Here is a 26,668-nt window from a genome sequence, read left to right on the forward strand (position 1 = left end):
CCCTATCCGGAGAGGTTGAAGTTGCCGGACTGGCCGTACACGGCCAGTGAGATCATCACGGTCACCAGTGCGGCGATGATGAGCGACGTGCGCACAGCGCGACCGACCGCCTCACCCACTCCGGCGGGACCTCCGGAGGCGGTGAAGCCGTAATAGGTGTGCACCAGCATGATCACCAGGGCCATCATGATCGCCTGCAGGAACGACCAGATTAGGTCGACGGGGTTGAGGAACGTCCGGAAGTAGTGGTCGTACACACCCGTGGACTGGCCGTAGATGAAAGTGGTGCCCACCCGCGCGGCCAGGAACGACATCAGCACCGCGACGCAGTACAGCGGGATCACCACGACCACACCGGCGATCACGCGCGCCGAAGCCAGGTAGGCGATGGTGCGGATACCGATGACCTCGAGAGCGTCGATCTCCTCGTTGATCCGCATGGCGCCCAGTTGCGCGGTGGCACCGGCGCCGATGGTGGCCGCCATGCCGACACCCGCGGTCAGCGGCGCGATCAGGCGCACGTTGAAGAATGCGGAGGCGAAGCCGGTGAGGGCCTCGACGCCGATGGTGGCGAACTGGTTGTACCCCTGGACGGCCACCAGCGCACCGGTGGACAGGGTGAGGAAGCCGACGATGGCGATGGTGCCGCCGATGACGGCCAGGGCACCGGCACCGAGGCCCATTTGTGCGATGAGGCGGACGATTTCGGTCTTGTAGTACAGGAAGGCGTCGACGATGCCTTTGAGGGTGTAGCCGTAGAACTTGGTCTGCAGCCCGATCCGGTTCCAGCCGTCTGACCAGCTCCGGAACGTGCGCTGCAGACGTGGACTGTTTCCATGGACGGCCGTCATGCTTGCACCCTCATACGTTGGCCTCCACGCCGACCGCGGTCGCCAGCACGTTGATGACGAACAGTGCGATGAAGGTGAACACCACGGTCTCGTTCACCGCGTTGCCGACACCGGCGGGGCCACCGCCTACGGAAATGCCCTTGTAGCAGGCGATCAGGCCCGCAGAGAGACCGAACAGGGTGGCTTTCACCAGGCAGATGATGACGTCGGCGGGACCGGTGATGAGCGTGAGTCCGGCGACGAAAGCGCCCGGGGTGACGTGCTGGACGAACACCGAGAAGAAGAACCCGCCGGCGATGCCGACCACCACCACCGACGCCGAGAGCATCAGCGCCACGATGGTGGCCGCCAGGACGCGGGGTACGACGAGGGCCTGGATGGGGTTGATCCCCATGACGCGCAGGGCGTCGAGTTCTTCGCGGATGGTGCGGGCACCGAGGTCGGCGCACATGGCGGTGGCACCCGCGCCGGCGACCACCAGCACCGTGACGATCGGCCCGATCTGGGTGACGGTGCCGATGGCGGCTCCGGTGCCGGAGAAGTCGGCAGCGCCGAACTCGACCAGCAGGATGTTGAACGTGAACACCAGGAGCACCGTGAACGGGATCGACAGCATCAGCGTGGGCACGATCGACACCCGGGCCACGAACCAGGTCTGCAGGATCAGCTCCCGCCACGCGAACGGCGTCCGGAACATCGCGACGAAGGTGTCCAGTGCCATGGCGAAGAAGCCGCCGACAGACCGGACCGGCTTGGCGATCACTTCGGGCGTGGCCACTAGGCGGCCCGGCCGATACTGACCCGAACCCACTGCGCCGGCCGGATCTGCATCAATCGCATGAGCCGCTGATTTCCTTCCGACACAGAACCTCTTCCTGCGTTAAAACTGTGACTCATGACACAGACCGCCCGAAGAACGTACACCACGCATTTCGCGCCGAGCAACACTTGGCCTGACCTCGACGGACAGACCTCTCCGGGCACCCAGTGACGCCTGCGATCTTCGCACACCGAGCGCAGCGAGGTGCAGGCTCTGGGCAATCTGGATCACACGTGCTCGCCGCGGAATCGAACAGCAAATTCCCTGTCGAAAATGCGGACCGACAATTGAACAATGACAAATTGGGACCACAAATGGTCACGGTTCTAGAACGCTATTTCGCATTTCGCCATTGAATGATGACGAAGAGTTAGCGTCCCTCCATGACAGCGCCCGCCACCGCCGATGGCGTTTCGGGCGCGCCCGCACAATTGACACGTGTCAAGATCAAGCGCAGGCGGTGGGCCAAAACCAGCGCGACTCAACAACGCATTCTCGATGCCGCCGCCGACGTATTCCGCGCGCATGGTTTCACCGCCGCCACGATCGGCGAGGTGGTCACCGCCTCGGGTGCCAGCATCGGCAGCATCTACCACCATTTCGGCGGCAAGTGCGAACTGTTCCTGGCGATCCACGACCGGCTCAGCGTCACCGTCGAGAACCAGATCGCGAACACCGGGGCAGAAGCGTCGTTCGGTGTACAAGCCCGCGGCTACCTGGAAGCCATCTGGACCCACCGGGATATCGCGGTGATCCTGTCGGCCGGCGACGTGCCGCCCGGATATGAACGCATCCGGCGCGACAGCATGCACGACTGGTTCCGCGACTGGCTCGCCGAACTCGATCTCGACACCTCGGCGGCCGGCGCACTGCTGTCCCGGGTGTTGATCGCGGTACTCACCGAGTCCGCGGCGCAGGTGATGACGTGTGACGACGACGAGACCGCGGCTGCGGTGATGGATGCGGCCGTCGCGCACCTGACGCGGCTGCTCCCCCAGGCCGGCGGCGGCGGGCAGTAACGTCGGGTGCCTGCGGCAATCGAGAGGACGCCCGTGAACACACCACAGACCGTCGAATTCTCCGGCGCCGACGGGATCACGCTGGTTGCCGACGAGTGGAGGGGTCCCGCGCGGGCCGATGAGCGCTTGCGCGAAGAGGAGCCGCGCGCCTACAACACCGCGCGGGCCGATGAGCGCTTGCGCGAAGAGGAGCCGCGCGCCTACAACACCGCGCGGGCCGAACATCCCACGGTCCTGATGCTGCACGGCGGCGGGCAGAACCGGCACTCATGGAAGAAGACCGGGCAGATCCTCGCCGATCGCGACTTTCACGTGGTTGCCGTCGACACCCGCGGCCATGGCGACAGCGACCGCTCCCCCAACGCCGACTACGCACTGGAGAACCTGGCTGCCGATGTCCACGCGCTGATCGAGCAGGTGGGTGCCCCGGTGGTGATCATCGGGGCGAGCATGGGCGGGCTGACCGGAATCCTGGTGGCCAGCCAGGCCGGCCCGCAGCGCGTCGCCAAGCTCGTCCTCGTCGACGTCGTGCCACGCTTCGAGAAGTCCGGCAGCGCCCGGATCCGGGATTTCATGTTCAACCACGTGCACGGTTTCGACTCGCTCGAAGACGCTGCCGATGCAGTCGCCGAGTACCTGCCGCATCGCACCAAACCGCGCAGCCCTGAAGGCCTCAAGAAGAACCTCCGGCTGCGCGACGGCCGGTGGTACTGGCACTGGGATCCCGCGTTCCTGACCAAACCCGCCGACGATCCCTTCGAGCGGGCCGACAAGCTGGAAGCCGCCGCCATGGGCCTGCAGATCCCGATCCTGCTGATCCGCGGCAAGCTCTCCGATGTGGTGAGCACCGAAGGGGTCAACGACTTCCTGCAGAAGGTGCCGCGGGCCGAGTTCGTCGAGCTGTCCGGTGCGGGTCATACCGCCGCCGGGGACGACAACGACGCCTTCAGTGAGGCCGTCGTGCAGTTCGTCACCCGCGGCTGATCAACGCCCCGCGGCGGGCCGGGCAGGCTGAGCGATGCGCCGGGCAAGCGTCGGCACGCCCGGGCCGTCGAGATTGGCCACTGCCGCCGGCCTGGCCGCCATCGCCATCAGCAGCGCTTCCCCGGTGCCGCGCACCACCGGCCCGGATCCGGCCGCCCAGTCCAGGTCGGTGGCCGTCAAACGCAGACCCCGGGCCCGCCACGCCCCCCGGATCAGCGGAGCCCAGCGGGCGAAGTCCAGCGCGACGACGAGTCGCGGCGCCGGGATGTCGCGTGGCAAACCCAGCGGTCGGCGGATGTCCTGATGATGGATCATGTTGTCGGTCAACGCGATTCTCCCGCCGAAACCCGAAGCCAGGCCGGTTGGGTGGGCGTGGGCACGTACCCGCTGCACCAGTTGTTCAGGCGACAACTCCTTGAACCGGGCGACTTCGATGGCGTTGATCCGGTCCACCCACAGCCGCCCCCGCAAGAACACCGCCGCCAGTTGCCACGGACTCAGGCCGTCGAACCCCACGGTATGGGCCACCACCTCGCCCACCCGCCATTCAGAGCACAGAGTCGGCGCAATCCATTGCTGCGGCGTCAATTTCTCCACGAACCGCGCGAGATCAGTCCGTTCCGCGGCCGCCATTTCCATGACGTCGATTCGGTTCACAGTGCTACCGATACCCGTTCACCGAGGCCGCGATTGCGCGCAGATAGTTGAAAACGAGAGTTGGTGCGCTGCGGTTGCCGGGTGGGGTACCTTGCCGATAGCGACGTGAGCACCGATCACGAAGATCGTACTCCCAGAAGTAAATACAACTCGATGCCAAAACCACGAAATTCCCCCCGACAGCAACGGTCCCGCGAAACCTACGAACGCGTTCTCGATGTCGCCGCCAAGACATTCGAGGAACGCGGCTACACCGGCACCACCACCAACAAGGTGGCCGAAGCGGCCGGCATCTCCATCGGCACCCTGTATCACTACTTCCCGGACAAGGACGCGTTGCTGTACTCCCTGGCCGAACGTCACCTCGCCGGTGCCCGCGAGTCGATGATGGCCGTGTTCGCGCGGCTGCGGGAATCCGCGCCGGGGCTGGAAGAGTCCCTGCGGGCGGGTATCGAAGTGAACGTGCGCCTGCACGTCGAGGAGCCTCAGCTGCACCGACTGCTCTACGACAGCGCTCCCCGCTCGGAAGAACTGCTGAAGCGGTTGCGCGCCGCGAACGCGGCGATCGCCGACGAGGTGGAGCGGCATTTCGAGCGACTCGACGTCGCCAAGACCAACCGCAAGCTGGTGGCGTCGATGGTGGTCTCCGGAATCGAAGCGCAGGTGCACGCGGCGATCATCGATGCCCGGGAGCCCGTGGAATGTGAACTGCTGATCGAGACCCTGACCCGATTGTGGGTGCGGGCACTCGAGACCAGCTAGGGGGTGTCCTGCGACTCGGCCAGCCGCTGGTGCAGGCGAGCCCGGATCTCATTCGGTGTGTACGCGTTTCGCCTGCGTTGGTCACGGGCGACGAGCACCCCACCGGCGGCCACCCCGACGACACCGGCCAGGCCGATCCATTTCCACACGTTGCGCACCCGCTCAGTGTGCCTAAGCTGCCGGGGTGAGCGCGAGCACCGGCAACCACAGCGTGTCCCTGGAGAACGCCCTCGAGGTCACCCGCACCGGTGACCTCTGGCTGTTCCGCGGCGGGTCTGGCCCCGACCGGGCCATTCAGACCCTGACCAACGCGCCGGTCAACCACGTGGGCATGACCGTCGCGATCGACGACCTGCCGCCGCTGATCTGGCATGCCGAACTGGGCGACACACTGCTGGACATGTGGACGGGCAGTCATCACCGCGGCGTTCAGCTCAATGACCTGCGCGCCGCCGTGCAGCAGTGGGCGACGAAGTACGGGCAGCGGTGCTGGTTGCGACAGCTCACCCCGTTCGCCACCCGCGAGCAGGAAGACGCGATGCTACGGGTGATCGCCCGCATGGACGGCACCGCTTTCCCCACCACCGCGCGCTTGACCGGCCGGTGGATACGCGGCCGGCTGCCCACGGTCAGCGACTGGACTCGCGGACTTCCGTTGGTACACAGACGGGTCCGCGAGTCCGCCGAGCGCAGCAAGGTCACCCGCCGTGCCGCTCTGGAGACCGCGTACTGTGCTGAGACCGTCGCCATCACCTACGAGGAGATGGGGTTGATCTCTACCGACAAGCGCGAGAATTACTTCGACCCAGGCTCGTTCTGGAGCGGCGACGAGCTGCCGCTGGTTCCGGGATATGAATTGGGCAAGGAGATTTCGGTTCTGACCTAGCGTCAGTCCCATCCTGGCGTCGGGGCCAGTACGTAGGTGACGTTGCCTTCGACGGAGACCTCCATGACGGGGTCGTTGATGTCGACCATGGTGTAGTCGATGTGGAGTTGGTTCCGGCCGTTCTCACAGCGGCCGTCACCCGGTATCCAGTAGCACCAGCCGTCCCATTTGCGGCACACATCGACGACCCGATACGGGGTGTCGGCCGGGATGCCGAACCCTTCCTGCTTGCGGTAGTCATACAAGCCGGTGGGGTCGCTGTAGACATACCCGGTCCCCCGACGTTCCGGGGCGCCGCTGGTGATGAAGCTCAGCTCGCTCGGAGGCGGCGCGCTCGGGTCGGCCGAATGCAGTCGCAGCCACTTGTAGATCACCGACGAGCCGAGCGAGTGGCCGTAGGCGATCTTCTTTCCCGGCGTGGCGCGGACCCACTGGTCGAGTTTCGCCACGCCGTCGTTGAGGCTCATCAAACCCATGTTCCCGCCGAGGAACGACCCGGGGTTGAAGTAATACACCGGCTCGCAGACATTCGGCGCGGCACACACCTTGCCCTGCAACTGCCGCATGGTCACCTGCGGCGTCCCGAACGCCCCGGCCAGCGCGGCGACGCGTGCCCCCGAGCCCATCCCGTAGTCGACCTCGGCATGCGCTGACGGTGACATGGTGAACACCATTGCCGCCACCGCGGTGGCAACCGCCAGTCGCTTCATCGCTTCTCACTTTGCGCGGGTGAACATCTCTTCGTATTCAATCGCCGTCAACACTAAGAGTGTGACGGGAGGTTGCGGCGGTTTTGACCCAAGTTCGGGGCCGCGGCGCCACGGCCTACCTGACAGCGCAAATACATTGTGGCAGATTCGATTTGCCAACCCATGCTGCAGAACTCCGCGGCACGGGTTGGACCACACGGGTTGGCGAACCGCGCTCGCACCCCGACCGTTGCTGGGAATCTGCAGTTGTCTGAACAGCTCCTCTCGCAACCACTTCCGCACAGCCCGCAGCCTCGCCGGGCAACGCCACACCACGTCACGACAGCTGTGCGCGAACTGCTTCCCTGTCGATCAGTGACCAGACCTCCGTTATACGCCCTTCGCGAAACGCGTAGAAGACGTGCTCCGAGAACGAGACTCGCCCACCCGTGGGCGCGAATCCGAGGAATTCTCGCTGCGGGGTGCAGTGGAACAAGAGTCTGCAGGACACCACGCGATCGTCGGCGATCAGGATCTCGGGTACGTAACGGAGATCTGGTATCGCCTCGATGTCCGCCTCCAGCATCGCCCGATAGCCACGCAGACCCAGCAGTCTTCCGTTGTGGACCACCTCCTCGCCCACAAAACGTTCGAGTTCGTCCCACCGTCGTGCGTTCAGGCAAGCCAGGTAGTCGCGGTAGACCGCGAGCAGATCTTGTTTTCCCACCGCTATCCCGATCTCATCGCTCGCAAGTGGCCCACGTTCAACCCGACCACCGGCACGCCACGCGTCGCGGGACGCGCCTCCAGTAGGTTGGCCGCCACCAGTAGAGCACGGTGCTGTCGTCAGGCCAGTCCGCTTGGGGCTGCGACTCCGGCGACTCGAAACGGTCACGCGCCTCATCCAGCTGTCGCCGCCCAACCTCGACGATCTCATCTGCATCATTTGCCCCACCGCTCATGGTCGGCCAACGAAGCTGGATAACGTCGTCCTCCCAGAAGCAGATTCCGCAGAGGGAGAAATGCCCGGGCGGTTCCGGAACCGTCAGGTGCCTGCAACACACGCAGGGATACATCTGTTGCTGCCTGGACGTTGAATCTCACCTCCGCCGAATAGCGATGTCCAGCAATGTCAATCGTTACCGACACCTCCGTGAGCGGACGCAGCCTTGGCCGCTAATCCGCTCTACTGAGCGGCGCAAGACGCCGCCCGCTTTGTATCAGCGTCTGAAGTCCTCGTGACGGTGGTCCGCATGCGACACCCCCCATGCGCATCATTGATGCGCTCCACGACGGCAGGAAGCGCGGGTGTCACACTCGCCTGAGCACCGTGCTCAGTGAACCCAAACGTTCGCGAGGCGTCATCAACGGCTGACCATCGACTGCAAACCCGTCAACATGTGATGACGACCTGTAGGCGATTGCGGAACTCCACGGCATGCCGTCGTCGGACAACGCCGCGACTCCCCCGCAATCACCGGACCGCCGCCAGTCGCTTACGCGGCACCATGCCCCGTGAACACAGACGTTCGCGCGGCGTCATCAATCGCTGACACTCAAGGGAAGACACCGACTCTTGACTCGCCGCGGTCTGGCCTGACTACCGACTCGCGACCGTCAACACTTGATGACGACCTGCAGGCGATTGGTTGTCCTGCCGGGGCCGCGACCGCGCCTACACGTTGAAGCGGAACTCCACCGGGTCGCCGTCTATTAATCCTTACTGTGGACAGCACCAGTGGTGGTCAATATGGTGCGAGCCACCAATCCCGGATTGTCCACCATCGGGACGTGACCGACATCCGGCAATATTTTCACCGACGCATGCGGGAGGGGTTCAATCTCGCCGAGGACCCCAGCCGGTAGCAGAGTCTCCTTCTCACCCCAAGCGACCGTGATCGGACATGGTGGCGGGTCCACCTTCTCGACGAGCCATTCGGCGGCGCACAGGTCAGCGAGCACTGAGCACCCGATCCCGTCGTCGATGAACTCGAGGGCGCGGGCCGCCGATATCCGATCCGCGTGGCAGGCCACGTCGCGCAAGATGAGCCGACGCAACGTCGGCGACCTGTAGATCACGGGGAGGAGCGGACGCGTGCGACGACCGAGCGCGATGCCCCGTTGCAGTCTGCCGAACGCTCGCTGCTGGAAGCCGTCGCCAGACGCCCAGAATCCGCCCGGAGAGAAGGCGCAGACGGTCGCTGCACGACCCCGCCGGGCCAGCTCTATGGCTACGAATCCGCCCATCGAATTGCCAGCAAGATGGGGACGATCAAGGCCACATTCGTCCAGGTACCTCTCGGCCGCATCGACTATGTCGGTCATCGTTGCGGGGCGTCGCTGCACCGAGGGACCGCCTCGGTGGCCCGCAGCTGTCGGTACATGTGTTTCGTGATAGGCACCTACGAGCGGGACGACTTCGCGCCATGCGTTGCCCGACATTGCAAGGCCATGCAGTAGGACGAGCGGGGACTTGCCGGGGGGCATACGACAGTTTCCCACCGATGGGGCTCAATTTGCGCGGGCGCGCCATCCTATGTCTTGCTCTTTGACGTAGACGTTGTTCCGAACCGGAACTCCACCACGTCCCCTCTCATCGTCAGGGCCGAATTCGTCATCGTCGCGGGAGTCGGCGCTTTGACTGCAAGATGAGGCCAGACACCGTGTTCGCCAGATCTTGGCGGTCCCTCGCAAACCCACGAAGTGCCCGGTAGTACGCCAAGACCTGGCGGGGGCTCGGAATTCTGAGTACCCAGGCCAACTCCCGATGGATCCCATTGATCGGATCGTCGAAGAAAAGACCGCGTAATAGCCGGGGTGGTACTGCAGTCATGTCGAGTTCGCCGTGCTCGACTACGAGAGGTCCGCAGGGTTTTACGACTCCATGCAAACTCCACCACGTCTCGCTTCATCTATGCCTCGGTACGCACCATCGAGTAGACCGCCGGCCCGTGCTCGATGAGTGTCGTCGCAGTCACCTCGAACCCGGCTCGTGCATAGAGTCGGACATTCCGCTCATCAGAGGTCTCCAAGGCGACGCAGGCACAGTGTCCCGAGTGCGTGACGTCAACCGCGTTCAGCCCGGCCCGAATCATCGCGCCACCAACACCCTCGCCTTGACTACTCGGATGGACTCCGAGGGTGGCCAGGTTCCAGGCACCTTCCGGTTGAGCCGGAATACCGACCTGCGCAACTAGTGCCAGTCGCTCTCCGTGCAACCTGGCCACCTGTTCCTGGAAGTCGTCTGTCGGTGGAGACGTGACCGGCGGCAGCAGAGCGATCACGCCGTGCAGATCGTCGGTGACCAGCACGAGGCCCTCATCGAGTGCATAGCCCAGGTACAAACGTTGTAGCTGTTCGAGTCGATGTGCATAGTCGTCTGCTGGAATCGACCATCGCGTCCAGGGGTATGACTCGAATGCCGCACCGAGTGTTCGGGAGGCTTCATCCAGGTCTGCTGCGACTGCCTGCCTGATATTGCGAGCCACCCTCGCGCCTTACTTCTGGTGACCAGACGTTGCTTGGAAGCGGAACTCCACCACGTCGCCGTCGGCCATCACGTAGTCCTTGCCCTCCATGCGCACCTTGCCGGCGGCCTTGGCGGCGGCCATGGACCCGGCGGCGATCAGGTCGTCATAGGACACGATCTCGGCTTTGATGAAGCCCTTCTCGAAATCGGTGTGGATCACCCCGGCTGCCTTGGGCGCGGTGTCACCCTGGTGGATGGTCCACGCCCGGGCCTCCTTCGGGCCGGCCGTCAGATAGGTCTGGAGCTTCAACGTGTGAAAACCGGCGCGCGCCAAGGCATCCAGGCCGCGTTCGGTCTGGCCGATCGATTCCAGCAGCTCCATCGCGGACTCGTCGTCGAGCTCGGCCAGTTCGGCTTCGATCTTGGCGTCCAGGAACACCGCGTCGGCCGGGGCCACCAACTCGCGCAGCGAGGCCACCTTCGACTCGTCGGTCAGAACCGCCTCATCGGCGTTGAAGACGTAAAGGAACGGCTTGGTGGTCAGCAGGTTCAGCTCGCGCAACAACGAGACATCGGTACCAGCCGAGAACAGCGTCTTGCCGCTGTTGAGCACTTCCTGCGCCGCCACCGCCGCCTCGTGCACCGGGCGGCGGTCCTTATTGTTGCGGGCCTCCTTCTCCAGCCGCGGCACCGCCTTCTCCAGCGTCTGCATATCCGCGAGGATCAGTTCGGTCTCGATGACCTCGATGTCGGATTTCGGATCGACCCGGCCGTCGACGTGGGCGACGTCCTCGTCGGCGAAGACGCGGACCACCTGGCAGATGGCGTCGGATTCGCGGATGTTGGCCAGGAATTTGTTGCCCAGCCCCTCCCCGACTGAGGCCCCTTTCACAATGCCTGCGATATCGACGAACGTCACAGTTGCCGGCACCAGTTTCTCCGACGAGAAGACCTTGGCCAGCTCACCGAGCCTGGGATCGGGCAACGGCACGACACCCTCATTGGGCTCGATCGTCGCGAACGGATAGTTGGCGGCCAGCACGTTGTTGCGCGTCAGCGCATTGAACAACGTCGATTTTCCGACGTTGGGCAGGCCCACGATTCCCAGGTTCAAGCTCACAGGACCCAAAGTGTAGAGACTCGACATGCGGAGTAGACGCCCGCTGGGCGTCGTCGCGCATACAAAGCCGGTACGGTCGACGTGTGTCAGTGCAGGGAGCGAGGTCGCGGACGCCGGCCACTCACCGCTCGGCCCACCCGAATTTCCCTGGTGTGCCGTGGTGGGGTGCCGTTGTCATCGCCGTGACAGCCACCACCATCGGGTTCGCGTTCGACGCCGGCTCGGGCAACAAAGAGCTCACCTCGGTCTTCGGCGCCCTGTACTTCATCGGGTGTGTAGCGGCCGTGCTCGCCGTGCGCCAGAACAGCGTCTTCACCGCGGTGGTACAGCCACCGCTGCTGTTGTTCGTCGCGGTCCCGAGCGCCTACTACCTGTTCAACAGCGCCAGCATCAACGGCATCAAAGACATCCTGATCAACTGCGGTTACCCGTTGATTGAACGGTTCCTGCTGATGCTCACCACGTCCGTGGCGGTGTTGGTGATCGGCGCAGCTCGCTGGTACTTCGGCTCCCACGCCGCCCCGGAGGCCGACCAGGACAGCGCCGGCGACGACGCCAAGCCGGCCTTCGCCGGCCTGCGCGCCAAGCTGTCAGCGCTGATCAACGGCACCGACCCCGGGGATCTCGACGACGCCGACGAGTCCACGCCGCGCCCCCGCGCGCACGGTGTCGAGCGTTCTGCCGCGACCGCCCGCAAGAGCGGCACCCGTCGCACCGCGGGCAGCCGGAACCCGAAGCGGCCGCCGCCCACGCGCTCGCGGCACGCCCGCCCGCCGATCGACGACCTGGATGCCGAGCCGCCCCGGCGCCGTCGTTCCGCCCGCGATCTCGGCGAGCAGGACGAACCACCGCGGCGCCGCCCCCGCCCCCCACGGGAGCAACGAGAACCCCGCGAGCCCGGCTCGCGGTCGTCGAGGGAGTACCGCTCCCGGGAGCGGGATCCGCGTGATCGCGATCCCCGGGATTCCGATCTGTACGAACGGCCGCGTCGCCGACCCAACCGGTATGAGTCCTACGAGCCGTCAGAGTCCTACGACGCTCCCCCGCCGCGGCCCCGGCGGCCTGCGGCCGGCAGCGGATCGGGCAGCACCCACCACCCGGTGTCGCGGGTGCGTTACCGCGGCTCCGACGAGGGTGACGATCGCGTCGAGCACCGCACCCGCCCGCGCACCACGGCGCGGCACAGCATGGATTCGGATCGCTGGCGCTACGACAGCTGAGCGATCAAGGCCAAGCGAGCGGCGATCAGTTGCTGCGGCGCGACGGCCGGATCTCGCGCGGCAGCGCGAACACCAGGGTCTCGTTGGCGGTGGTGACCGGCTGCACGGTGTCGTAACCGTATTCGGCCAGCCGCTCGAGCACTCCCCGCACCAGCACTTCGGGCACCGAGGCACCGGAGGTGACGCCGACGGTGGTGACCCCGGACAGCCAGGCCGGGTCGATGTCCTCGGCGTAGTCCACCAGGTGAGCCGCGTGGGATCCGGCGCCCAGCGCCACCTCCACCAGACGCACCGAGTTCGACGAGTTCTTCGAACCGACGACGATCACCAGTTCACACTCGGGTGCCATCGCCTTGACCGCCACCTGGCGGTTCTGGGTGGCGTAGCAGATGTCGTCACTCGGGGGATCCTGCAGCGTCGGGAACTTCTCCCGCAGCCGCCGCACGGTCTCCATGGTCTCGTCGACGCTGAGGGTGGTCTGCGACAGCCAGATCACCTTGTTCGGGTCACGCACGGTGACCTTGTCCACGGCGTCCGGGTTGTCGACCACCTGAACATGGTCGGGCGCCTCGCCGGCGGTGCCGACCACTTCTTCGTGGCCTTCGTGACCGACGAGCAGGATGTCGTAGTCGTCGCGCGCGAAGCGCTTGGCCTCGTTGTGCACCTTCGTCACCAACGGGCAGGTGGCGTCGATGGTCTGCAGATTGCGGGCAGCGGCCTCTTCGTGAACCGTCGGGGCCACACCGTGGGCCGAGAAAACGACGATGGCGCCCTCGGGTACCTCGTCGGTCTGCTCGACGAACACTGCCCCGGCCTTGGCCAGGGTGTCGACGACGTAGCGGTTGTGCACGATTTCATGGCGCACGTACACCGGAGCTCCGTGCTTCTCCAGCGCGCGTTCCACCGTTTCGACGGCCCGATCCACCCCGGCGCAGTAGCCGCGAGGTTCGGCGAGAAGGACTCGCTTCACCGCCGCCTGCCCCGCAGAAGATCGAGCGACCGAGACGGTGGCACCGGGAATCCCCATGTTGACGGTTGGCGGCATGGGCTCCAGGGTACTTTCCCGCGGTCTCGGCGGGCCACTCAGCAGCTCAGAGTCATAGTGCCCGGCCCTCCTTCACCCTCGTCCCTCGGGCTCGTCGACCGGACAGACGTCATGTGCCCGGCCCTCCTTCACCCTCGTCCCTCGGGCTCGTCGACCGGACAGACGTCATGTGCCCGGCCCTCCTTCACCCTCGTCCCTCGGGCTCGTCGACCGGACAGAAGTACTCTGGCTGCCATGTCGACTGCACCGTACGGAGTTCGGCTGCTGGTGGGCGTGGCCGCCACCGCAGTCGAAGAGACCATGAAGCTGCCGCAAACCATCGTCACGTACCCGATGACCCTGGTCAGCCAGGTCGCCCAACTGGTGATGAAGGTTCAGCAGGACGTCGCCGACCTGGTGAACAAGGGTGACGAAACCCTGGAGAATCTGTTTCCGCCGAAGAACGAGCAACCCGAATGGGCAACGTTCGACGAGGACATCCCCGACGTCGAAGTCACCGAACCGAACGGAGAGCGGCTCACCGAGGGGCGTTTCGCGCTCTACTCGGTGTCCGAAGACGAGGTTCCGGCCAACCCGGTGTCCCCGCCTGAACCGGTGAACGGCGAGGCACCGCAGGTGGTGGCCGACATCGACTACACCACGTTGACGCTGGCTCAGTTGCGCGCCCGGCTGCAGTCGCTCTCGGTCGGCGAACTCGAGGCCCTGCTTGCGTTCGAGGAGTCCACCAAGGCGCGGGCCCCCTTCCAGACGCTGCTGGCCAACAGGATCACTCGCGCCTCTGCCAAGTGACCGAGGCTGAACAGGGAAAGTCCGCCGACAATCCCTGGCCGGTCCGGGCGGTGGCGACGCGCGTCGCCAAGTACATCGACCGGCTCGGCATGGTGTGGGTCGAAGGTCAGCTGACCGAACTCAAAGTGCGCCAGTCGACGGCGTGGATGGTGTTGCGCGATCCGGCGGCGGACATGTCGCTGTCGGTGAGCTGTCCCCGGGATCTGGTGGCCAATGCCCCGGTGCCGCTGACCGAAGGCACCCAGGTGATCATGCTGGGCAAGCCGCAGTTCTACACCCGCAACGGGTCGTTCAGCTTGCGCATCAGCGAGATTCGCGCGGTTGGTGTCGGTGAGCTGCTGGCCCGAATCGAACGGCTGCGACGGCTGTTGGATGCCGAGGGGCTGTTCGACCCGCGGTTGAAGCGGCCGTTGCCGTTTCTGCCGTCGCAGATCGGGTTGATCACCGGCCGCGCCAGCGCCGCCGAGCACGACGTGACGTCCGTGGCGACCGCGCGGTGGCCGGCGGTGCGGTTCGCCATCCGCAACGCCGCGGTGCAGGGCGCCAACGCCGTGCCTCAGATCGTCGAGGCGCTGCGCGCCCTCGATCGTGACCCGGAGGTCGACGTCATCGTGCTGGCCCGCGGCGGCGGCAGCGTCGAGGATCTGTTGCCGTTTTCCGATGAGACCCTGTGCCGCGAGATCGCCAGGTGCACGACACCGGTGGTCAGCGCAGTGGGGCATGAACCGGACAACCCGCTGTGCGACCTGGTGGCCGACCTGCGCGCCGCGACACCCACCGATGCCGCCAAGCGGGTGGTCCCCGACGCGGTGGCCGAGCAGCGGCTGGTCGCCGAGCTGCGGCACCGCAGCGCGCAGGCGCTGCGCAACTGGGTGCACCGCGAGGAACGCCATATCGCGCAGCTGCGCAGCCGCCCGGTGCTGGCTGATCCGCTGCGGGCGATCGATGACCGCGGCCACGAGATCGACCGCGCCGTCGCGGCGCTGCGCCGCGACATCACTCGGTTCATCGCCGCCGAGACCGACCGCGTGGAGCATTTGTCGGCGCGGTTGGCCACACTGGGCCCGGCCGCGACGCTGGCCCGTGGTTATGCGGTGGTGCAGGCCGGTTCCCAGGTGCTGCGTTCGGTGGCCGACGCGCCGGCGGGAACGCGGTTGCGGATCAGGGTGGCTGACGGAGCCGTGACGGCGACCAGCGACGGCCCGGTCTCCGAGCCCGAGGGACGAGGGCGAAAGAGGGCCGGGCCCGAAAGACACGGCCCGGTCTCCGAGCCCGAGGGACGAGGGCGAAAGAGGGCCGGGCCCGAAAGACACGGCCCGGTCTCCGAGCCCGAGGGACGAGGGCGAAAGAGGGCCGGGCCCAGAAGACAGGGGGCTGTTGATGAGTGAAGAGACTAATCCCCTTAGTGAACTCGGCTATGAAGAGTGCCGAGATGAATTGATCGACGTCGTGCGCACCCTCGAGCAGGGCGGGCTGGATCTCGACGAGTCGCTGACTCTGTGGGAACGCGGCGAAAAGCTGGCCAAACGCTGCGAAGAGCACTTAGCTGGAGCCCGTCAGCGTGTCGAGAATGCGCTGGGTTCGGACGACGACGAGGACGACGACTGAGGGCCCGCTTAAACCGCGCCGAACGAGAACTGGAACAGGTTCCAGTTTCTTGGGTATGCTGACCCCCATGGTTTCTTCGCGGGGTGATGCAACGCTGACCACCGACCTCGGACGAGTCCTCGTCACCGGCGGCTCCGGATTTGTCGGCGCCAATCTGGTGGCCGAACTCCTGGCTCGCGGACACCAGGTGCATTCGTTCGACCGGGTGCCGTCGTCGCTGCCCGACCATGCGGCGCTGACGACCTCCGTTGGCGATATCTGCAACCCTGATGACGTCGCCGCCGCGGTCGCAGGCGTGGACACGGTGTTCCACACCGCTGCGATCATCGACCTGATGGGCGGCGCCTCGGTCACCGAGGAGTACCGGCGGCGCAGTTTCGCGGTCAACGTCGAAGGCACGAAGAACCTGGTCCACGCCGCTCAACGGGCAGGGGTGGAACGGTTCGTCTACACCGCGTCCAACAGCGTCGTGATGGGTGGTCAGCAGATCTCCGGCGGTGACGAGACGCTCCCATACACCGGCCGATTCAACGATCTCTACACCGAGACCAAGGTGGTGGCAGAGAAGTTCGTGCTGGCCGCCAACGGCGAGCAGGGCATGCTGACCTGTTCCATCCGGCCCAGCGGCATCTGGGGCCGCGGTGATCAGACGATGTTCCGCAAGGTGTTCGAAAGTGTGCTCGCCGGGCACGTCAAGGTGCTGGTGGGCAGCAAGAACGTCAAGCTGGACAACTCGTACGTGCACAACCTGGTGCACGGGTTCATCCTGGCCGCAGAGCATCTCGTCCCCGGCGGCACCGCTCCCGGGCAGGCGTATTTCATCAACGACGGCGAACCGATCAACATGTTCGAGTTCTCCCGCCCGGTGGTACAGGCCTGTGGCCAGCCGTGGCCGACGTTCCGAATCCCCGGCAAGCTGGTGCACGCGGTTATGACGGTGTGGCAGTTCCTGCACTTCCGGTTCGGGCTGCCCAAGCCGCTACTGGAACCACTTGCCATCGAGCGCATTTCGCTGGACAACTACTTTTCCATCGACAAGGCGCGCCGCGACCTCGGCTACCAGCCGCTGTTCACCACCGAGCAGGCCTTGCAAGAGTGCCTGCCGTACTACACCGAGCTGTTCGCCAAGATGAAAGCCGCCGCCGGCGAACCTGCGCCGACACCAGCTTGACGGCCCGTCGGGTCGGCGGGCAAGCGCCACTTACTATGAGCTCCATGGGAACCCTCGATGACGTGGCACGAGCTGCAGGGGTTTCGAAGTCCGTCGCCTCTCGCGCGCTGACCGGCGATGTCCGTGCACGGATGAGTGAGTCGACACGGGCGCGTGTGCTGGCGGCCGCCGCCGAACTCGACTACATCCCGAACGCGCGAGCCCGTGCACTTCGCCAGTCACGTTCGGGCGCAATCGGACTAATAGTTCCCGACGTCAACAACGCCGTCTTCGCCGATATGCTGCTCGGTGTCCAGGAGGCCACCGCGGTCCACGACACCGATGTGCTGCTCGGACAGGTCGACGCGCCACCGGACGGCACCCAGCAGTTGTCCCGCCTGGTCCGCGAGGGCCGGGTGGACGGCCTGCTGATCCAGCGGCGCGAAGACTTCGACGACGCCATGCTGAGTGCGGTGTTGCAACCCGGCGTCCCGGCGATCACCATCAACTCCCGGATCCCCGACCGGGTGGGATCGGCGATCCTCGACGATCACCGTGGCACGACCATCGCCACGGAACACCTGATCGCCCTTGGCCATCGACGTATCGCGTTCATCTCCGGCACCCAGATGCACGACACGGCGGCACGGCGCAAGGCGGGCTATCTCGATACCGTCACCTCCGCCGGCATCCAGTCCGATCCCGCCTGGATCGTGGACGCGGGCTGGGAAGCCGACGCCGGGGCGTCGGCGATCAACCAACTGCATCGCACGGCGCGGCTGGGACAGCGCGACGGTCCCACGGCCGTAGTGGTCGCGAGCGTGAACGCCGCAGTGGGCGCCTTGTCCACCGCGCAACGTCTCGGCCTGCGCGTACCCGGGGACCTGTCCATCGTCGGCATCAACACCACGTGGGTGTCGAACACGGTGTATCCCGCGATCACGACGGTGCGGCTACCGTTGCGCCGACTCGGCGAAGTGGCCGCCACGTTGCTCATCGAGCACCTCGGGGGTGCGGCGCTGACCGATGTCACAGTTGATGACCCAGCTCCCGAACTCGTGATCATGGAGACCAGCGCCGCGCCGTCTCGGGACTGACAGTCAGCGACGAAAGTCCGCCGGCCGCTTCTCGACGAAGGCGGCCACCCCTTCTCGACCGTCCGGTGAGGTGAACAGGCTCATCAGCACGGCACGTTCCTCACCGTAAGCCAGTGCTCTTTCGGCACCGGACACCATCAGCTTGGTCGCGGCCAGCGCGGTACGCGAAGATGCCCCCAACTGCCCGGCCAACTCGAGCGCCCGCGACAAGCTGGCCCCTTCCTCGACCACTTCGTTGACGAGTCCCAGCTCCAGAGCTTCGGGTGCCGTCAGTCGCTGGGCGAACATGATGAGTTGTTTGGCTTTTCGACTGCCCACCTGGGCGGCCAGGCGTTGTGTACCGCCCCATCCCGGAATCAGCCCGAGTGACACCTCCGGCAGTGCGAATCTCGCCGTCTGACCGGCGATGATCAAGTCAGCCGCCAGTGCTACCTCGAATCCGCCACCGAGCGCCATCCCCTCCACGGCTGCGATCACCGGGACCGTTGCGGTGCTGATGGTCTCGACGAGCACCCCGGCTGCCCGGGTGATCTCACCGATCTCACCTTGGTCGCCCCGACCGTAGACACCGATGTCCGCTCCCGCTGAGAAGAAGCCTCCACCGCTGATCACGATCACCCGGACACCGGGCTCTCGTGCGTCGATCACACGTGTGAGTTCCCGAATCATGCCCACATTGAGAGCATTACGCTTGTCCTGCCGTTCGAGGACGATGGTGAGAATGCACTCGTCGGCCTGCCGTTCCAGACGAAGAAACTCCAGGGTCTCAGCCATCACCTACCCACCTTCGCCTGCAGCCGGTCGATGTCCGCGGCGCCGTATCCCAACTCCGTCAGAATGGTCCGATTCGCCGCACCCAGTTCAGGCGGCACGGCCCGGACACCGGGCCGCTCGCCGTCGTAGAGCACAGGGTGCGCCAGGAGTTTCACCGAACCTGCTCGGGGGTGGTCGATCTCGACAACGGACCCGTTGTGCCGGACCTGAGGGTCCTCACAGACATCGGCGTAGGTGTTGACGGGCGCGAACCACATCTTGGCTGCGGTGAAGACCGTGCTCCATTCCGCCGACGTGCGTTGCAGCATGTGTTTGGCTACCCGGTCGTTGACGTCATCGCGCCTTTCGTATGAGCGGTCCTCGCCGACAGAGAGAAACCAGGCGTCGTCGAACACCTCCGCCAGCCGCGCGAGGGCGTTGAGCGAGAGGGTCAGGTACCCGTCGGCAGTGCCGAATACCCCGTACGGCGCTTTGTAGTACGGCGACGAAATTCCTGAAACGCTGCGCTTGCCCTGGAATCCGTTGAGGTAATAGGACAGCGGTTCTATCTGCAGATCCAGCGCTGCGCTGAGCAGGTTGCTCTCCACCCGCGTCCCCTGTCCGGTACGTTCGCGCCCGTGCAGAGCGGCCAGGATGCCGAATGCACCGAGCACAGCGCCGTGTTGGTCCACCAGCGAGGTACCGACCGGTGTCGGTGGGCCTGCGGCGGTGCCTGTTGCTGCCGCAATACCCGACATGGACTGGAGCAACACATCTTGTCCCGGACGGTCCCTGTAGGGTCCGTCACTGCCGTACCCCGACAACGAGCAATACACCAGACGAGAGTTTCTCTTGCGCAGTCGATTCCATCCCAATCCCAGCCGATCCATCACCCCAGGACGGAAACTCTCGATCAGGACGTCCGCCTCGTCGATCAGCCGCAGCACAACCTCGAGCCACTCACTGTCCTTGAGGTCCACCACCAGGCTCTCGGCATTGCGGTTGCCAAGCAGGAAGAAGACACTCTCGCCATTCAAGTAGGCGTCCGGACCCGACCACGAGCGTTCGAACGCCCCGCCGGGCGGCTCGATCTTGACCACGCGAGCGCCGAGGTCGGCTAGTAGCTGGGTAGCGGATGGACCCTGAAGGAAGTGGGTGAAGCTCACGACCTGGATTCCGTCGAGCATAGGCATCGGCGTCTCCTATAGACACGATTTCGGGAAGCGGGCCGACATGCGACCCGGCTGCATTTAATCAGCTTGCGCAATCGGTTGTCCACGGCACAAGCGAAAATGAACAATCGGTTGCTCAACCCGTCCAGGTGTGCTTCGCTATGTCCATCGCGATGGGCTCACGGGCTTCACAGGCCGCCCCCGCCCAAGTTTTACATCCATGTTTCACACCGAGAACTCCGCCATCGAGGAACGGACAAAGCTAGGCATGAGTGACATATCAGTCGACTACCGATTTGCTGAGAGTCATCCGCACGGCACCGGAGACCGCGCATGACCCACCGATTGGAAGTCGTCGGGATCGATAAGGAGTACCGCGCCGACACCGGCGTCACGCAGGTGTTGCGGGGCTTGACCCTGCACGCCGACCGCGGCGAATTCATCTCGATCGTCGGGCCCAGCGGTTGCGGCAAATCGACTCTGTTCAACATCATCACCGGCCTGGTGGCGCCGACATCCGGATCGGTGAAGGTGAACGGCGAAGATGTCACCGGTACCACGTCCCAACACATCGGCTATGTCCTGCAGAAGGATCTGCTGTTCCCATGGCGGACGGTGTTGGAAAACGTCGTGCTCGGACTGGAGGTCCGAGGAACACGCAAGAAGGATGCTCGCGAACGGGCGCGCGGATTGTTCAGCGCCTACAAACTCGAAGGTTACGAGGACAAGTATCCGTCCGACCTATCCGGCGGGATGAAGCAGCGAGCGGCCCTCATGCGCACCATGGTGACCGACCCCGACATCATCCTGATGGACGAGGCGTACAAGGCGCTGGACTATCCCCTCAAGATCGCGCTGGAGGGTGAGCTCCTCGAAACCGCCCGGGCCACAGGTAAAACCGTTGTGGCCGTGACGCACGACATCGAGGAAGCAGTAACGATGTCAGACCGCGTGTACGTCCTGAAAGCGCATCCGGGCCAGGTGGTCCACGAACTCGCCATCGATCTGGGCACCACCAGCACCGACATCAACGAGCGACGCCTGGCGCCCCGATTCAACGAGTTCTACGAAAAGATCTGGCGCGGTATCGGTCAGAGCCCGGCAATCGCATGACACGCACCCCGAAGGAGGCCCGATGACCACCGTCCTCACCCCGCCGTCCACCGCTGCGGCACGTCCGAGCCGGCGCCGGTCGCTCCAGGTCTCGGCACGTCTCCGCCGCGTCGTCCTTCACACGTTGCAAGCGTCAATCGTCGTGATGTTCCTGGCCGCATGGGAATTCGGCGCTCGAAGCGGAGCCATCAGTTCCTTCCTCTTCGGCAGCCCGAGCGCGGTCTGGGAAGTGCTTCACAAACGCGCCCTGACAGGTGAGTTGTGGACCGATATCGGCGTCACCAGTCTCGAGGTGATCCTGGGCTTCTTGATCGGCGCGGTCGGCGGTTCCGCGCTTGGACTGCTGCTGTGGTACTCACGCTTCGTCGCCGACCTCACCGCCCCTTTCATCGCGGCCATCGGGTCGATCCCGGTCCTGGCGGTTGCGCCGTTGACCATCATCTGGTTCGGCACCGAGATGACCTCCAAGGTGGTCATCGTTGCGTTTTCGTGCGTGGTGGTCTCACTGACCACTTCCTACCGCGGCGCCCGGCGCACCGACCCTGACCTGATAAACCTCATGCGGTCATTCGGAGCCTCCCGCTCACAGATCTTTCGCAAGCTCGTCGTCCCCTCCGCGATGACCTGGGTGGTCTCTGGATTGAAGCTGAACATCGGCTTCGCACTGGTGGGCGCCATTGTCGGTGAGTACATCAGCTCCGATGCCGGTGTGGGACACATGATCCTACTGGGCAGCTCCAATTTCACCATCACACTCGTCATCGCCGGCATCGCCATCGTCATGGCCATGGTGCTGGTCTTCAACCTCCTCGTCACCGCCCTCGAGCGGTTCCTCGGTCATTGGGAAAGGTCTTGAGACACATGTCCACACGAATTCTCCTGCGCCCCTTCACTGCACTCGTCAGTGCCATCGCGATGCTGTTCGTCGCAGCCTGCGGTGGGCAGGCCACCGAATCGGCCGCAGGCACCACCACGGTGCGGATCAGCCAAGCCTTCCAATCGCTGCTCTACCTGCCGCTCTATGTGGCTCAGGAACAGGGCTTCTTCTCCGAGCAGGGCGTGACGGTCGAGATCGCCACCGGTGGTGGTGGCACGCAGTCCTGGGCGGCGGTGGTCGGTGGATCCGCCGACTTCTCGATCCAGGATCCGGTTTTTGTGCCGAAGTCACACGAGAACGGTGGCCCCGGAGTGGTGGTCGCAGCCATTCAGAACGCACCGTCGGTATTCGTGATCGGCCGTGAGGGCGGTAACGCCACTCTCGACAATCCGTCGGTGTTCGAGGGTAAACGAGTGGTTGTCAGCCCCGAACCGGACACCAGCTGGGCATTCATGCAGTACCTGATCGATCAACAGGGTCTGCAAAACGTGACGCTGGTGAATGTGGCGCTGGGTAGTGAACTCGCAGCGGTCGCGAGTGGACAGGCCGATCTCGCACTTTCCTTCGAGCCGACAGTGAGCCAAGCCGTGGTCGATCAGGGGCTCGAGGTCGTGTATTCGTTCCCGGCGAACAAGGACTGGTATCCGTTCGCGTTCTCGAGTCTGACCACCACCGACCGTTACCTGCAAGAGAACCCCGAAGCGGCGCAAGGCGTGGTCACCGCGATCGCCAAGGCGTCGAAGTTCATCTACTCAGATCCGGAAGCGACGATCGACATCGCCGCCGGCTATTTCCCCGACCTGTCCCGTGAGATCGTCGCAGCGGCAGTAGAACGTGAGATCGAGGCAAGAGGCTACGCAGAGGACATCACCGTGACCAAGGAGTCGTGGGACAAGAACATGGAGATCTCGTTGTTCACCAAGAACATCGCGGAGTACCCGTCCGATGCCACCTCGTACGAGAACAACGTCAACACCGATCTCGCCACCAAGGCGCGCGAGACCCTGGAGGTCGGCTGAGCCATGGCTGTCCACCGACCCGGAGTCTCCGAACTCGAAACTATTTCCGCCCGATATGGTCTCGGGCTGTCCGCGGCCGACCTCGTGTCGTTCGCCCCGCTGGTGAAGGACGTGCTCGATTCGTGGGATGTTGTTGCAGAACTACACCATGAGATCGCGACGGCGCCGATAAGCAGGACATGGCAACAGCCCGAGGACAACCCGCTCGGAGCCTGGTACGTCCAGTGCGAGGTGACTGCACGGGGCACCGGCCCGCTCCGCGGTCGGACGGTGGCGATCAAGGACAACATCGCGGTGGCCGGCGTACCGATGATGAACGGCTCGGCGCTACTCGACACCTTCATCCCGCAGCTCGACGCCACCGTAGTCACCCGGTTGCTGGCTGCCGGCGCGATGATCACCGGGAAAGCGGTGTGCGAGAACCTCTGCTTCTCCGGCGCCTCGCACACCGCCGCCACCGGCCCCGTCCGCAACCCCTGGGATCACCGACGAACCACCGGCGGCTCGTCCAGCGGCAGTGCGGCATTGGTGGCCTCGGGTGCCGTCGACGTCGCGCTCGGCGGCGATCAGGGCGGGTCGGTCCGGCTGCCCGCCGCCTTCACCGGCATCGTCGGGCACAAACCGACCCACGGCCTGGTGCCGTACACCGGCGCCTTCCCCATCGAGCAGACCCTCGATCACGTGGGCCCGATGACACGGACCGTCGCCGATGCCGCACTCGTGTTGGGGGTCATCGCCGGGACGGACGGGCTGGACCCCAGGCAACATGGCGGCGTGAGCGTGCCTGACTTCACCGCCGAGCTCGCGCGGCCCACGGCAGGACTGCGGGTGGGTGTGGTGCGCGAAGGGTTCGGCCATCCGGAGTCGGTGCCCGGCGTGGACGAGGCCGTTCGCGCCGCGGTCGAGGTACTCAGCGGCGAAGGCCTTCTCTGTGAACAGGTTTCGGTGCCCTGGCATCGGTACGGCAAGAGGATCTGGGACGTGATCTCCATCGAGGGCGGCACCGCCCAGATGGTCGACGGTAACGCCTACGGCATGAATTGGCAGGGCCACTACGATCCTACGTTGATGGCGCACTACGGCGGCAGGTGGCGGGCCGACGGAACCCTCTTCCCGGATACCGTCAAGCTCGTCCTGCTCGCCGGACGCCACACCATCGACCGTAATCATGGCGCCCATTACGGGATGGCGCGCAACCTGGTGCCGCATCTGCGTGCTGCCTATGACGAGGCCCTCGGACGCTACGACGTACTCGTCATGCCCACCACCCCGATCCTCGCCAGCGTGATCCCCGACGCGGACGCCACTCTCGAGGAATCCATGGCGCGGGCCCTGGAGATGATGGCGAACACTGCGACCTTTGACGTCACCGGGCACCCGGCGTGCAGCGTCCCGGCGGGCATGGTCGACGGCCTGCCCACTGGCATGATGATCGTGGGCAGACACTTCGACGACGCGACAGTGCTACGCGTCGCGCACACTTTCGAGCGTGCCCGCGGAGGCTTTCCGTCTCCCCCGGATACGGCATCATGAGCGCTGTGCACGAGATCGAACTCGATCTGACCTCACCGCTGGTTGACGACCCCAGGGCCGGTCACAACCGATGGCATCCCGACATCCCGGCGGTATTGCATTGCAACCCTGGAGACACCGTCTCACTCCGCGCTCGCGACGGGTACGACGGCCAGATCACCCGGGACTCCACTGCGGCCGACGTGCTGCTGATGGACGCCACCCGGATTCATCCGCTCACGGGCCCCGTGCACATCGAGGGCGCGGAACCGGGAGATCTGCTGGTGGTCGATGTGCTGTCGGTCGAAACCGGCGACTTCGGTGCCACGCTGAACATTCCCGGATTCGGATTCCTGCGTGACGAGTTCACCGAGCCGCACATCGTGCGCTGGGAGATCGCCGACGGTTTCGCCCGTTCCGTTGATCTACCGGGCGTGCGGTTGCCCGGTGCGCCCTTCATGGGCGTGATGGGGGTGGCGCCGTCCCGCGAACTGTTCGAGCGCACCAAAGCCGCGGAACGACGGGCCGCCGACGACGGCGGTCTGGTCGAACTGCCGAACCCCGTCTCGGCGGTGCCGCCGGACCGCCCAGATGACCCGGCTCGCCGCACCATCTCCCCCACCGAAGCCGGCGGCAACATCGACATCAAACACCTCACGGCGGGAAGCCGGGTGTATCTACCGGTCTGGGTACCCGGTGCCCTGTTCTCCGTGGGCGATGGACACTTCGCCCAGGGTGACGGTGAATCCTGCGGTGCCGCAGTGGAAACCACTACACGGGTGGTAGTACGCCTCGACGTGCGCAAGGGATCCGCAGTCGAACTGCGGCACCTGAGCTACGAGCGGCTGACCGTAGGCCCTCCTGACGTGGCGAGCCGGCCGCACTTCGCGGTGACGGGCACCCCGGTCGACGCCGACGGCCGGATCCATCCCGAGGACCTCAACCTCGCCACCCGCAATGCGTTGCGTCACATGGTCGATCACCTCGCCGGCGAACGCGGTTTCACCCGTGCGCAGGCTTATGCGCTGTGCAGCGTCGCCGTCGACCTCCGGATCAGCCAGCTTGTCGACGTACCGAACGTGCTGGTTTCGGCAATGGTGCCCACCGACATCTTCGAGTGAACTCAGCGGTCAGCCGGTACCGCGACAGGGCCTGGCCTGTCCCGGACCTGGGTGGCCAACAGGTCGAGCGTGTCCGCCGACGGCGATCCCGGGCTCGCCGTCACGATGCACACGGATTGCCCGGTGGCCCGCGCCACCCCCAAGTTGTGCTGGGTGACGGTCAGCGGTCCAAGCGTCGGGTGCCTCAGCTGGTATGAGTCCGCTTCACACGGTTTGACCCGGTGGTCACGCCACAGTGCGACGAATTCTGGGCTCTTCATCGACAATTCACCGATCAGAGCAGCCAGCGCCGGATCATCCGGGTAACGACCGGCGACGTGGCGCAGGGCACCGACGACGGCGCGTGACTTGCGCTGCCAGTCTACGTAGAGCTCGCGAGTGTGGTTGTCCAAGAACAGCATCCGTGCCAGATTGGGCCGATCCACAGGACGTTGTACCGCGTCGCGGTCCAGGTGACCCGCCAGCAACGCGTGCCCCGCCGAGTTCCAGGCCAGGATGTCCAGGCGAAGGCCGACCACCAGCGCAGGCAGGTTCCCCAGAGACAGCAGCAGATCCCTGGTCAACGGGTCGACACGTTCGGCAGGAATCCTGGTCGCCCGTCTGGGTCGGGCGCCGGCCAGCATGTGCAGGTGTCGTTGTTCGTGCTCGTCGAGGCGCAGCGCCCTGGCTATCGCATCGAGCACCGCGTCGGAGGCATTGACGGACTGGCCCTGTTCCAGGCGGGTGTAGTAGGAGACGCTGACTCCGGCCAGCTGAGCCAGTTCCTCACGGCGCAGCCCGGCCACGCGGCGTCGTCCTGACACCATGGTCAGCCCCAAGTCGTGCGGATCGAGTTGGGCACGCCGGGCACGCAGGAACTCCCCGAGGCTGGTGTACGTCATATCTCCACTATCGCTCTTTGCGCGCATCCGCGCCCCGTCGGTTCCTGACCCTGC

General features: G+C 65.2%; 28 protein-coding genes and 1 pseudogene. 15 read left to right on the forward strand and 14 right to left on the reverse strand.

Annotated features, from left to right (window positions below):
• Positions 1-2: 2 nt before the first annotated feature.
• Together NL241_RS27440 and NL241_RS27445 are read right to left on the reverse strand one after the other, a co-directional pair.
• Positions 3-851, reverse strand: coding sequence for an ABC transporter permease (locus NL241_RS27440; protein WP_487692920.1), 849 nt, complete (start codon positions 849-851; stop codon positions 3-5).
• A gap of 10 nt (positions 852-861) precedes the next feature.
• On the reverse strand, positions 862-1,572 hold the full coding sequence (locus NL241_RS27445) for an MlaE family ABC transporter permease (protein WP_487693004.1): 711 nt from the start codon (positions 1,570-1,572) through the stop codon (positions 862-864).
• A gap of 482 nt (positions 1,573-2,054) precedes the next feature.
• Between NL241_RS27445 and NL241_RS27450 the strand changes: the two genes are divergently transcribed.
• Positions 2,055-2,690 (forward strand): TetR/AcrR family transcriptional regulator, encoded by a 636-nt coding sequence (locus tag NL241_RS27450; protein ID WP_494395573.1) that lies wholly within the window; start codon positions 2,055-2,057, stop codon positions 2,688-2,690.
• A gap of 33 nt (positions 2,691-2,723) precedes the next feature.
• Complete coding sequence (locus tag NL241_RS27455; RefSeq protein WP_487692918.1) at positions 2,724-3,674, forward strand: alpha/beta fold hydrolase; 951 nt, start codon at positions 2,724-2,726, stop codon at positions 3,672-3,674.
• On the opposite strand, the gene NL241_RS27460 is transcribed toward NL241_RS27455, so the two are convergent.
• Positions 3,675-4,313: a maleylpyruvate isomerase family mycothiol-dependent enzyme gene (locus NL241_RS27460; RefSeq protein ID WP_494398401.1), complete on the reverse strand. Its 639-nt coding sequence runs from the start codon at positions 4,311-4,313 to the stop codon at positions 3,675-3,677.
• A gap of 171 nt (positions 4,314-4,484) precedes the next feature.
• On the opposite strand from NL241_RS27460, the gene NL241_RS27465 reads away from it, so the two are divergent.
• The gene (locus tag NL241_RS27465; RefSeq protein WP_487692917.1) at positions 4,485-5,093 is read left to right on the forward strand and encodes a TetR/AcrR family transcriptional regulator; all 609 of its coding nucleotides are present in this window, start codon (positions 4,485-4,487) and stop codon (positions 5,091-5,093) included.
• Here NL241_RS27465 and NL241_RS27470 read toward each other — a convergent pair.
• Positions 5,090-5,251 carry a hypothetical protein gene (locus tag NL241_RS27470; protein WP_487692916.1) on the reverse strand — a complete coding sequence of 54 codons (162 nt, stop codon included), beginning with the start codon at positions 5,249-5,251 and terminating at the stop codon, positions 5,090-5,092. The two genes, NL241_RS27465 and NL241_RS27470, sit on opposite strands and share 4 nt — an antisense overlap.
• 53 nt (positions 5,252-5,304) lie before the next feature.
• On the opposite strand from NL241_RS27470, the gene NL241_RS27475 reads away from it, so the two are divergent.
• Positions 5,305-5,979, forward strand: a complete 675-nt coding sequence (locus tag NL241_RS27475; protein ID WP_494398402.1) for a guanylate cyclase — start codon at positions 5,305-5,307, stop codon at positions 5,977-5,979.
• A gap of 2 nt (positions 5,980-5,981) precedes the next feature.
• Here the strand turns inward: NL241_RS27475 and NL241_RS27480 are convergent, their stop codons facing one another.
• The 6 genes from NL241_RS27480 to ychF all read right to left on the reverse strand — a co-directional run bounded on the left by NL241_RS27480 (position 5,982) and on the right by ychF (position 11,257).
• Entirely contained in the window at positions 5,982-6,689 is a 708-nt protein-coding gene (locus NL241_RS27480; RefSeq protein ID WP_494395574.1) for a PE-PPE domain-containing protein, read from the reverse strand.
• Positions 6,690-7,005: 316 nt separating this feature from the next.
• Positions 7,006-7,395, reverse strand: coding sequence for an ester cyclase (locus NL241_RS27485; RefSeq protein WP_494395575.1), 390 nt, complete (start codon positions 7,393-7,395; stop codon positions 7,006-7,008).
• A 37-nt stretch (positions 7,396-7,432) separates the two neighbouring features.
• Positions 7,433-7,744, reverse strand: a complete 312-nt coding sequence (locus NL241_RS27490) for a CPCC family cysteine-rich protein (protein ID WP_494395576.1) — start codon at positions 7,742-7,744, stop codon at positions 7,433-7,435.
• A gap of 637 nt (positions 7,745-8,381) precedes the next feature.
• The gene (locus tag NL241_RS27495) at positions 8,382-9,155 is read right to left on the reverse strand and encodes an alpha/beta fold hydrolase (protein WP_494395577.1); all 774 of its coding nucleotides are present in this window, start codon (positions 9,153-9,155) and stop codon (positions 8,382-8,384) included.
• 425 nt (positions 9,156-9,580) lie between these two features.
• Entirely contained in the window at positions 9,581-9,979 is a 399-nt protein-coding gene (locus NL241_RS27500) for a GNAT family N-acetyltransferase (protein WP_487692912.1), read from the reverse strand.
• A 186-nt stretch (positions 9,980-10,165) separates the two neighbouring features.
• Entirely contained in the window at positions 10,166-11,257 is a 1,092-nt protein-coding gene (ychF, locus tag NL241_RS27505; RefSeq protein WP_494395578.1) for a redox-regulated ATPase YchF, read from the reverse strand.
• 83 nt (positions 11,258-11,340) lie between these two features.
• Here ychF and NL241_RS27510 point away from each other — a divergent pair, with 83 nt between their 5' ends.
• Positions 11,341-12,477 carry a DUF6542 domain-containing protein gene (locus NL241_RS27510; RefSeq protein WP_487692910.1) on the forward strand — a complete coding sequence of 379 codons (1,137 nt, stop codon included), beginning with the start codon at positions 11,341-11,343 and terminating at the stop codon, positions 12,475-12,477.
• Between the two features lie 25 nt (positions 12,478-12,502).
• Here the strand turns inward: NL241_RS27510 and NL241_RS27515 are convergent, their stop codons facing one another.
• Positions 12,503-13,522 (reverse strand): 4-hydroxy-3-methylbut-2-enyl diphosphate reductase, encoded by a 1,020-nt coding sequence (locus NL241_RS27515; protein ID WP_487692909.1) that lies wholly within the window; start codon positions 13,520-13,522, stop codon positions 12,503-12,505.
• A gap of 234 nt (positions 13,523-13,756) precedes the next feature.
• Between NL241_RS27515 and NL241_RS27520 the strand changes: the two genes are divergently transcribed.
• From NL241_RS27520 to NL241_RS27540, 5 genes and pseudogenes are all read left to right on the forward strand, one after another.
• Positions 13,757-14,311: a lipid droplet-associated protein gene (locus tag NL241_RS27520; protein ID WP_494395579.1), complete on the forward strand. Its 555-nt coding sequence runs from the start codon at positions 13,757-13,759 to the stop codon at positions 14,309-14,311.
• Positions 14,308-15,513, forward strand: a pseudogene (gene xseA, locus NL241_RS27525) (exodeoxyribonuclease VII large subunit); the annotation flags it as partial. The gene NL241_RS27520 and the pseudogene xseA, both read left to right, overlap by 4 nt.
• 178 nt (positions 15,514-15,691) lie before the next feature.
• Positions 15,692-15,919, forward strand: a complete 228-nt coding sequence (locus tag NL241_RS27530; RefSeq protein ID WP_494395580.1) for an exodeoxyribonuclease VII small subunit — start codon at positions 15,692-15,694, stop codon at positions 15,917-15,919.
• A gap of 67 nt (positions 15,920-15,986) precedes the next feature.
• Complete coding sequence (locus NL241_RS27535; protein ID WP_494395581.1) at positions 15,987-17,090, forward strand: 3-beta-hydroxysteroid dehydrogenase; 1,104 nt, start codon at positions 15,987-15,989, stop codon at positions 17,088-17,090.
• Between the two features lie 44 nt (positions 17,091-17,134).
• Positions 17,135-18,166, forward strand: a complete 1,032-nt coding sequence (locus tag NL241_RS27540) for a LacI family DNA-binding transcriptional regulator (RefSeq protein WP_494395582.1) — start codon at positions 17,135-17,137, stop codon at positions 18,164-18,166.
• Between the two features lie 3 nt (positions 18,167-18,169).
• Here the strand turns inward: NL241_RS27540 and NL241_RS27545 are convergent, their stop codons facing one another.
• Positions 18,170-18,940: an enoyl-CoA hydratase/isomerase family protein gene (locus NL241_RS27545; protein ID WP_494395583.1), complete on the reverse strand. Its 771-nt coding sequence runs from the start codon at positions 18,938-18,940 to the stop codon at positions 18,170-18,172.
• Positions 18,940-20,112, reverse strand: a complete 1,173-nt coding sequence (locus NL241_RS27550; protein ID WP_494395584.1) for a CaiB/BaiF CoA transferase family protein — start codon at positions 20,110-20,112, stop codon at positions 18,940-18,942. Before NL241_RS27550 ends, NL241_RS27545 begins: the two co-directional genes overlap by 1 nt.
• Positions 20,113-20,424: 312 nt before the next feature.
• Between NL241_RS27550 and NL241_RS27555 the strand changes: the two genes are divergently transcribed.
• Genes NL241_RS27555 through NL241_RS27575 form a run of 5 tightly spaced genes read left to right on the forward strand, consistent with a single transcriptional unit; the run spans position 20,425 to position 25,733 of the window.
• Positions 20,425-21,204 carry an ABC transporter ATP-binding protein gene (locus tag NL241_RS27555; RefSeq protein ID WP_494395585.1) on the forward strand — a complete coding sequence of 260 codons (780 nt, stop codon included), beginning with the start codon at positions 20,425-20,427 and terminating at the stop codon, positions 21,202-21,204.
• A 22-nt stretch (positions 21,205-21,226) separates the two neighbouring features.
• Complete coding sequence (locus NL241_RS27560; RefSeq protein WP_494395586.1) at positions 21,227-22,060, forward strand: ABC transporter permease; 834 nt, start codon at positions 21,227-21,229, stop codon at positions 22,058-22,060.
• Positions 22,061-22,065: 5 nt separating this feature from the next.
• Positions 22,066-23,100: an ABC transporter substrate-binding protein gene (locus NL241_RS27565; RefSeq protein ID WP_494395587.1), complete on the forward strand. Its 1,035-nt coding sequence runs from the start codon at positions 22,066-22,068 to the stop codon at positions 23,098-23,100.
• 3 nt (positions 23,101-23,103) lie between these two features.
• Complete coding sequence (locus NL241_RS27570) at positions 23,104-24,633, forward strand: amidase (protein ID WP_487692898.1); 1,530 nt, start codon at positions 23,104-23,106, stop codon at positions 24,631-24,633.
• Positions 24,630-25,733: an acetamidase/formamidase family protein gene (locus tag NL241_RS27575; protein WP_494395588.1), complete on the forward strand. Its 1,104-nt coding sequence runs from the start codon at positions 24,630-24,632 to the stop codon at positions 25,731-25,733. Before NL241_RS27570 ends, NL241_RS27575 begins: the two co-directional genes overlap by 4 nt.
• 2 nt (positions 25,734-25,735) lie before the next feature.
• On the opposite strand, the gene NL241_RS27580 is transcribed toward NL241_RS27575, so the two are convergent.
• Positions 25,736-26,614, reverse strand: coding sequence for a helix-turn-helix transcriptional regulator (locus NL241_RS27580; protein WP_494395589.1), 879 nt, complete (start codon positions 26,612-26,614; stop codon positions 25,736-25,738).
• Between the last annotated feature and the right edge of the window lie 54 nt (positions 26,615-26,668).

This window comes from Mycolicibacterium sp. SMGY-1XX (assembly GCF_059132455.1).

Excerpts from the sequence above, each read along its gene's own strand:
- NL241_RS27580 (WP_494395589.1), bottom strand. The coding sequence starts at position 26,614 with ATGACGTACACCAGCCTCGGGGAGTTCCTGCGTGCCCGGCGTGCCCAA.
- NL241_RS27460 (WP_494398401.1), bottom strand. The coding sequence starts at position 4,313 with ATGGAAATGGCGGCCGCGGAACGGACTGATCTCGCGCGGTTCGTGGAG.
- NL241_RS27565 (WP_494395587.1), top strand. The coding sequence starts at position 22,066 with ATGTCCACACGAATTCTCCTGCGCCCCTTCACTGCACTCGTCAGTGCC.
- NL241_RS27440 (WP_487692920.1), bottom strand. The coding sequence starts at position 851 with ATGACGGCCGTCCATGGAAACAGTCCACGTCTGCAGCGCACGTTCCGG.
- NL241_RS27480 (WP_494395574.1), bottom strand. The coding sequence starts at position 6,689 with ATGAAGCGACTGGCGGTTGCCACCGCGGTGGCGGCAATGGTGTTCACC.
- NL241_RS27560 (WP_494395586.1), top strand. The coding sequence starts at position 21,227 with ATGACCACCGTCCTCACCCCGCCGTCCACCGCTGCGGCACGTCCGAGC.
- NL241_RS27555 (WP_494395585.1), top strand. The coding sequence starts at position 20,425 with ATGACCCACCGATTGGAAGTCGTCGGGATCGATAAGGAGTACCGCGCC.
- NL241_RS27550 (WP_494395584.1), bottom strand. The coding sequence starts at position 20,112 with ATGCCTATGCTCGACGGAATCCAGGTCGTGAGCTTCACCCACTTCCTT.
- NL241_RS27495 (WP_494395577.1), bottom strand. The coding sequence starts at position 9,155 with ATGCCCCCCGGCAAGTCCCCGCTCGTCCTACTGCATGGCCTTGCAATG.
- NL241_RS27445 (WP_487693004.1), bottom strand. The coding sequence starts at position 1,572 with ATGGCACTGGACACCTTCGTCGCGATGTTCCGGACGCCGTTCGCGTGG.
- NL241_RS27520 (WP_494395579.1), top strand. The coding sequence starts at position 13,757 with ATGTCGACTGCACCGTACGGAGTTCGGCTGCTGGTGGGCGTGGCCGCC.
- NL241_RS27450 (WP_494395573.1), top strand. The coding sequence starts at position 2,055 with ATGACAGCGCCCGCCACCGCCGATGGCGTTTCGGGCGCGCCCGCACAA.
- NL241_RS27570 (WP_487692898.1), top strand. The coding sequence starts at position 23,104 with ATGGCTGTCCACCGACCCGGAGTCTCCGAACTCGAAACTATTTCCGCC.
- NL241_RS27490 (WP_494395576.1), bottom strand. The coding sequence starts at position 7,744 with ATGTATCCCTGCGTGTGTTGCAGGCACCTGACGGTTCCGGAACCGCCC.
- NL241_RS27535 (WP_494395581.1), top strand. The coding sequence starts at position 15,987 with ATGGTTTCTTCGCGGGGTGATGCAACGCTGACCACCGACCTCGGACGA.
- NL241_RS27515 (WP_487692909.1), bottom strand. The coding sequence starts at position 13,522 with ATGCCGCCAACCGTCAACATGGGGATTCCCGGTGCCACCGTCTCGGTC.
- NL241_RS27465 (WP_487692917.1), top strand. The coding sequence starts at position 4,485 with ATGCCAAAACCACGAAATTCCCCCCGACAGCAACGGTCCCGCGAAACC.
- NL241_RS27540 (WP_494395582.1), top strand. The coding sequence starts at position 17,135 with ATGGGAACCCTCGATGACGTGGCACGAGCTGCAGGGGTTTCGAAGTCC.
- NL241_RS27530 (WP_494395580.1), top strand. The coding sequence starts at position 15,692 with ATGAGTGAAGAGACTAATCCCCTTAGTGAACTCGGCTATGAAGAGTGC.
- NL241_RS27545 (WP_494395583.1), bottom strand. The coding sequence starts at position 18,940 with ATGGCTGAGACCCTGGAGTTTCTTCGTCTGGAACGGCAGGCCGACGAG.
- NL241_RS27575 (WP_494395588.1), top strand. The coding sequence starts at position 24,630 with ATGAGCGCTGTGCACGAGATCGAACTCGATCTGACCTCACCGCTGGTT.